This is a genomic window from Thermostichus sp. OS-CIW-20 (genome assembly GCF_054061455.1).
The window spans coordinates 1-6,211 of sequence record NZ_JBSSEF010000057.1; the positions used below are offsets into that span (position 1 = coordinate 1).

Annotated in this window: 4 protein-coding genes; 3 read left to right on the forward strand and 1 reads right to left on the reverse strand. The window is 57.8% G+C overall.

The features are described 5' to 3' along the window. Positions 1-327: 327 nt before the first annotated feature. Positions 328-2,124, reverse strand: coding sequence for an arginine--tRNA ligase (gene argS, locus ACVWXC_RS13145; RefSeq protein WP_011433538.1), 1,797 nt, complete (start codon positions 2,122-2,124; stop codon positions 328-330). A gap of 489 nt (positions 2,125-2,613) precedes the next feature. On the opposite strand from argS, the gene ACVWXC_RS13150 reads away from it, so the two are divergent. From ACVWXC_RS13150 to ACVWXC_RS13160, 3 genes are all read left to right on the forward strand, one after another. After that, positions 2,614-3,528, forward strand: coding sequence for an ABC transporter substrate-binding protein (locus ACVWXC_RS13150; RefSeq protein WP_414390793.1), 915 nt, complete (start codon positions 2,614-2,616; stop codon positions 3,526-3,528). Between the two features lie 479 nt (positions 3,529-4,007). Continuing rightward, complete coding sequence (locus ACVWXC_RS13155; protein WP_099812716.1) at positions 4,008-4,859, forward strand: electron transfer flavoprotein subunit beta/FixA family protein; 852 nt, start codon at positions 4,008-4,010, stop codon at positions 4,857-4,859. A 137-nt stretch (positions 4,860-4,996) separates the two neighbouring features. Beyond that, the gene (locus ACVWXC_RS13160; protein WP_011431510.1) at positions 4,997-6,115 is read left to right on the forward strand and encodes an electron transfer flavoprotein subunit alpha/FixB family protein; all 1,119 of its coding nucleotides are present in this window, start codon (positions 4,997-4,999) and stop codon (positions 6,113-6,115) included. Positions 6,116-6,211: the final 96 nt, after the last annotated feature.

Genomic DNA, 6,211 nt, shown 5'->3' on the forward strand with positions numbered 1-6,211 from the left:
GAAGACTTCTTTACTACTGATCAATCCATCCTCCTTCCGAAGTTGGTTTGCTAAGTGCTGCTATTGTACCCCTTGAGCCCTTAACAGGCTGTACCGGAATCAAAGGGGCTGATAGCAGTCGTGGTTTTTATTACCATCTATTTCAACTGATCGCGCTAGCGGGCCAGAGGCCTTAGCAGGAAGCAACCGGTCGTTTGTTTCACCTTGACGGTGAGATAAATGACTATGCGTTGTGGAACGGTTTATTGCAATTGACCTACTCGCGACCGCTATAGCTGGCTTCCGCCCAGAGCGTGAGCTGGGGGCCTTACGGCACTCCTTCGTAAATCACATAGACTCCGGCGCGCTCAGGCCGAGAATGCCGGTGAGGACGTTAAACAAAACCTGCTGCGTGGCCTGCACCAATTGGATGCGGGCTTGGGCCAAAAGGGGATCCTCTTTCAAGAGCGGCAAAATACGGCAGTTGTCGTAAAACTTGTTGAAATCGGCGGCGATGGCTTCTGCATAGCGGATGATCTTGTGGGGAGCGCGCTCTTCGGCAGCGGCGATCAGCTCATCCGGCAAGGCCAACAAGCGCAGCAGCAGGGCCCGCTCTTCTGGCTCTTTGTAGGGCAGTTTTTGTTGCTCCGTCAAAGGGACTTTGTTGGTCAGTTCAACCTTTTCTTCTTCCTGTAGCCGCCGCAGCAGAGTGCAACAGCGGGCATGGCTGTAGTGAACATACACGACCGGGTTATCGAAAGTTTGCTTGACGGCCAAATCCAAATCGAAGTTGATGGGGCTGTCCATGCTGCTGCTAAGCAAAAACCAGCGGGCTGCATCGACCCCCACGCCAATTTCTGGATCTTCGATCAGGTCATTGAGTGAGACAAAGTTGCCGGTGCGCTTGGACATGCGCACTTCGGTTTTCTCACCGGTTTGTGGGTCGGTTTTGAACAATTTGACAAATTGTCCAATCAAGATTTCCAGCTTGACATCTGGGCTGAAGGCACCCACCGCCGCCTTTAAGCGGCCGATATAGCCATGGTGATCCGAGCCAAGAATGTTGATCAGCCGGTGATATCCCCGCTGCACTTTATCCCGGTGGTAGGCAATATCGGCGGCTAGATAAGTGAACGAACCATCGGCCTTTTGCACCACCCGATCCTTGTCGTCGCCAAATTCTTGGGTTTTGAAATAGACGGCCTCTTCGGCCCCTGGCTTGGGATCCTCACCCCGCGGCGCTTTGGCTTTGTAGAGAAAGCCGCGCTCTTGCAGCTCCTGCAAAGCTTGCTGGATGGCGCTCAGGCCTGTCTGGGGATCGGGGGTGTGCAGGCGGCGCTCGCTAAACCAGTGATCAAACTCGGTGCGTAGTTGTTGCAGGGTCTGCTTTTGCCAGGCCAGCATTTCCCCATAGGCAAAATCGGTGTACTCCTCTAGGGTGGTGGGCAGAGGGCGGATCCCGGCCTTGACCTGACCCAACAGCCGCCGGGCAATATCGACCAAGTAACTGCCATGGTAGGCATCTTCGGGCAGAGCCACCTCTTCCCCCTGCAGTTGCCGCACCCGCACCTCCAGAGACTGGCCCAAGAGCCGCATCTGGTTGCCGGCATCGTTGATGTAAAACTCCCGCTCCACCTGGTGGCCCGTCCAGTGCAGCAAGTTGGCCAACGTAGAGCCAACGGCAGCCCAGCGCCCATGGCCGACGTGCAAAGGCCCCGTCGGGTTGGCGGAGACAAACTCCAGCAGAATGCGCTCAGGATGGGGAATGGCTGTTTTGCCGAAGTTTTCTCCCAGATGCAGCAGCTCTTGCAAGCGCTTGGCCAAAAAGGGATCCCCCAGCCGGAAGTTGAGATACCCTCCTCCCGCCACCTGAGTTTCGATGTCCGGCAGATCCAAGTGTTTTTGCAGGGTTTGGGCGATCTGGGCCGGTGCTAGGCGGCAGAGCTTGGCCATGCCCAGGGGGGTGGGACAGGCGTAATCGCCGTAGCGAGGGTCGCTGGGGATCTGGATCACGGGGGCAATCGCTGTGGCTTGCTGGGGGGCCAGGGATCCCAGTTGCCCCGCCTCTGAGGCCCGTCGAATGCTCTCGGCTACGGCGGCGGTGAGAAACCGAATCAGCGAGGTGGATACGGGTTGAGTGGCCATGGCTGTTCGTGTCGGCAGACGTCGAGAGAGGTTCCAGGGATGCCTGGGGCAGTAAAAGCATCATCATATCGACAGCCAACCGGCTCTGACAAAATCTGACATAAAGAATAGATGCTCCTCCAGCCAAACTTTGCTTTTGCTCGCCTGCTTTGCGAAGATGGCTCTGACAAATTGACGGGACAGAGCTTTAGGCCAAGCTTTTGGGTACAAAGTATCACCGAATACAAAAGTTTAACTCTGCTTTGCTAAGTTGTTTGGCGGTAATGCTCGCCTTCCCGCTTGCGGATTTCTGCTGAGACAGCTGCTGTGGAGTTTACTAGTATGTCCATCCCGAAATCGTCGCGTCGTCAATTCCTTCAATCTGCTGCTGCGGCTGCCTCTTGGGTTGCCGTTGGAGGGCTAAAGGCGAGGGCTCAGAGCCGCGGGCCGCTTCTGGTTTCCCAGGGACTGACGCCCCTGAAGTTTACCCTCTCTTGGTTGCCCTCTTCGATGGATACCCCCCTTGTAACGGCGATCTTGAAGGGCTACTTCGCCGAAGAGGGGCTGGAGGTCACCTACGAGCGCGGCTATGGCTCCGCCGATTCCATCACCAAGATTGCCGCTGGCCAGTACGACCTGGGGGAAGGGGATCCCTACTCCATGATCGAGTTCAATGCCAAAAATCCGGACGTGCCCTTGGTAGCGATCTATGTCCACTTCAATCGCTCTCCCTTTGGCATCTACACCTTGAAAGATAAGGGCATTGGGGAGCCGGCCCAACTGGCGGGCAAGAAGCTAGGAGCACCGGCAGGGGATGCGCCGCGTCGGCTCTGGCCGGTCTTTGCCAAGCAAGTCGGCATCGATCCGGGCTCGGTGGAGTGGGTAACTATGGAGCCGCAGTTGCGCGAACCTTTCCTCATCCAAGGTCGGGTGGATGCCATCAGCGGCTTTATGACCTCAGCCATGCCCAATCTGGTGCGGGGCGGCGTCAGCTTGGAGGACATCACGGCTTTCCTTTACAACGACTATGGCCTTGAGCTGTATGGCAATGCCGTCATCACCCGTGTGCAATTGCTGCGTGAGAAGCCTGAGCAATTCAAAGCTTTCTTGCGGGCCTATGTCAAGGGTTGGCAAGACACTATTCGTGATACCGATGGCAATATGTTGGCCCTTCTGGACAAAGCTAAGGCCGACGGACAAGTGCTGGATACGGCAATTGAGAAATTGCGCCTTACCCTGGCAATGCCGCGCCTGTTTGTTACCGATGAGGTGCGACAAATTGGTTTGGGGGATGTAGTGCCCGCGCGTATGGAAACCTCGATTGCTCAGGTGGTGGATGGCTTTGGCTTGCCCACTAAGCCCTCTCTAGAGCAAGTGTTTGATGGAAGTCTGCTCCCACCCAAGTCTGAGCGGATGATTGGATAATCTGGGTTAGGCCAGCAACGATTTTGAAGCCTCTGTCTATTGGCTTGCCGGTGCAGGCCAACTTATCCTGCTTGCTGGGAGGCTATTTCTGGCTGCAGGTGCGGTCTGCGTCCTTATTGGATCCCTCATCCGCGAAGTATCCCCAAAGCTTTTCGTGGCAGGGATCCCAGGCTGCTCCCGAAAGAGGCCGACGGGAGACCTGTTCGCGTTGGTGGATGGGAGACCGGAAGCGGCATGGAGCAGTAGGGGAGTGTCTCGAACTTTGTTTAGGGTTACCCAAGAACGCCGTAAGGCCCCTGCCTTTGGGCATGGGGAGCATGTCAATGAAATCAAACCTGAGAAACAGATGTATTGGGAAGAGTAGCTTAGGGGTGCTTGAAGTCGAGATAGCTTTTCCGATCCCGAAAAAAAGCTGAATAAGTTTGTGGTGCTCAGGGATCCCTTTTAACCTGGAGGGGATCACTAGGGAGTTTAGGCCCTTGGAAACTTTTGTTCTGATTAAGCAAGTTCCCGATCAAAACGCCAAGGCCGGCATCAACAGTGACGGCACGATCGATCGCGCCAAGGCCAAGCGGATGTTAAACCCTTTTGATCGCTATGCACTGGAAGCAGCTCTGCAAACCAAACGGCAACACGGGGCGAGAGTAACGGCAATTACAATGGGGCCACCCCCGGCCATTGAGGTGCTCTACGAGGCCATTGCCCACGGGGTGGATCGGGGCATTTTGATGACCGACCGCCGCTTGGCCGCTTCTGATACCCTAGCCACAGCGTATACCCTGGCCCAGACGGTTCGCTATGCTGGCCGGCCTGATGTGATCTTCTGTGGGCTCCAGACCACCGACGGCGATACGGCCCAGGTGGGGCCGCAGTTGGCGGAGCGGTTGGGGATCCCTCAGGTCACCTATTGCGAAGCCTTCGAGATTCGGGATGGGATCCTGGTGGCGCGGCGGGCCATCGAAGGGGGATCCCAAATCGTGATGGTGCCTCTGCCGGCCTTGGTCACGGTAGCCAATTCGGCGCGGCGTCTGGCCTATCCTACCCTGCGCGGTGTGCAGCGGGTGCAGCGGCTGATGCGGGATGAGGCGGCGCGGGCCGAGGCCATCCAGATCCTCAACCTGGACGATGTGGGGGCCGATCCAAAGCGCTGCGGCCTCCAGGGATCCCCGACCATCGTGGCCGCCACCGAAAAAGTAGGGGAAATCGGCGGCAACTGTCAGATCTTTCAAGGGCAGCCCGTGCCGCAACTGGTGAAGGAATTGGCTCAGGCACTTGACTTGAGCCTCTACCTGGCTACCCCAGAGGCTTTACCCTCTTTCCCCTTCCGCTAACTCCACCCTCTAAACCCATTCCTTAACTTCTCAGTTGCAGCCTGCCCAAAGGTGAGTTATCGCTAAGTTGCGGAAATCTGTATAGGAATTGACCAAACTTCCCAGCCTTTCTACTTTGATGAGGAGTCGTAAGCTCTATGGAGCACAAGCGGGTGTTGATCTTCGCCGAGCAGATCAAGGGTGAGTTGCAGCCCATCGGCCTGGAGCTGTTGGGAGCGGGGCGACGGCTGGCCGATAAGCTGGAAGCCACCCTGAGCGCCCTTGTCCTCGGGCACAACATCGCTCACCTGCCCCCAATCCTGATCGGCCATGGGGCGGATCAGGTCTTCGTTGCCGACCACCCCGAGCTGGCCGAATACCGCACCCTGCCCTACCGCCGCGTTATCCTGGACTTGATCAAAAGCTGGCCCCAGCCGCCCCACACCATCCTGCTGGGATCCACCACCACCGGTCGGGACTTGGCCCCCCGTCTGGCCGCCCACCTGGAAACCGGCCTGACCGCCGACTGCACCGAGCTCGACATCGGCCCCTTCGAGTACAGCAACAGCAAAGATCCCGGCAAGTCTGGCTTCTTCCCCGACTGCCTGTACGCCATTCGGCCCAGCTTTGGCGAGTCCCTCAAGGCCCGCATCCTCGGCCCCTGGAAAAACCCGCAGATGGCCACCGTGCGCCCCGGGGTGATGCAGCCGCTTCCCTGGGACGGATCCCGCCAAGGAGAAGTGATCCCGGTGCCGGTTAACTTGGAGCCGGAGGATCTCAAGCTGCAAATTGTGGAAACGGTGCGCAACCTCTCCCAGGCCGTCGATCTGACGCGGGCCAAAGTGATCGTTGCTGGCGGCTACGGGCTGGGATCGGCAGACGGCTTTGAGCTGATGCGCGAGCTGGCCGCCTGTTTCCCCAACAGCGCCGTCGGCTCCTCCCGCAAGGCTGTGGATGCCGGCTGGATCCCCTATGCCCACCAGGTGGGGCAAACTGGCAAGACCGTCCGCCCCCAGCTCTACATCGCCTGTGGTATCTCCGGGGCCATCCAACACCGCGTCGGCATGGACAAGTCCCAGACCATCATCGCCATCAACAAAGACAGCTCTGCCCCCATCTTCAAATTTGCCCACTACGGCATCGTGGGGGATCTCTACCAGGTGGTGCCCGAACTGATCCGGCAACTGCAGCAGATGCAGGAGAAAACCCAGGCGGACTCTCCTGCCCGGCCTTCGCCAACCCCCGCCCTGCAGATCCCTATCTTGCAGGGCCGCTAATCCTGATACATTTACGCTGAACACTGCTGAGCATTACTGCTCAGCGGTGAAGCGATAGCATTCTGTCCGTTTCCGTTGTCACTACGCGATGCTGAC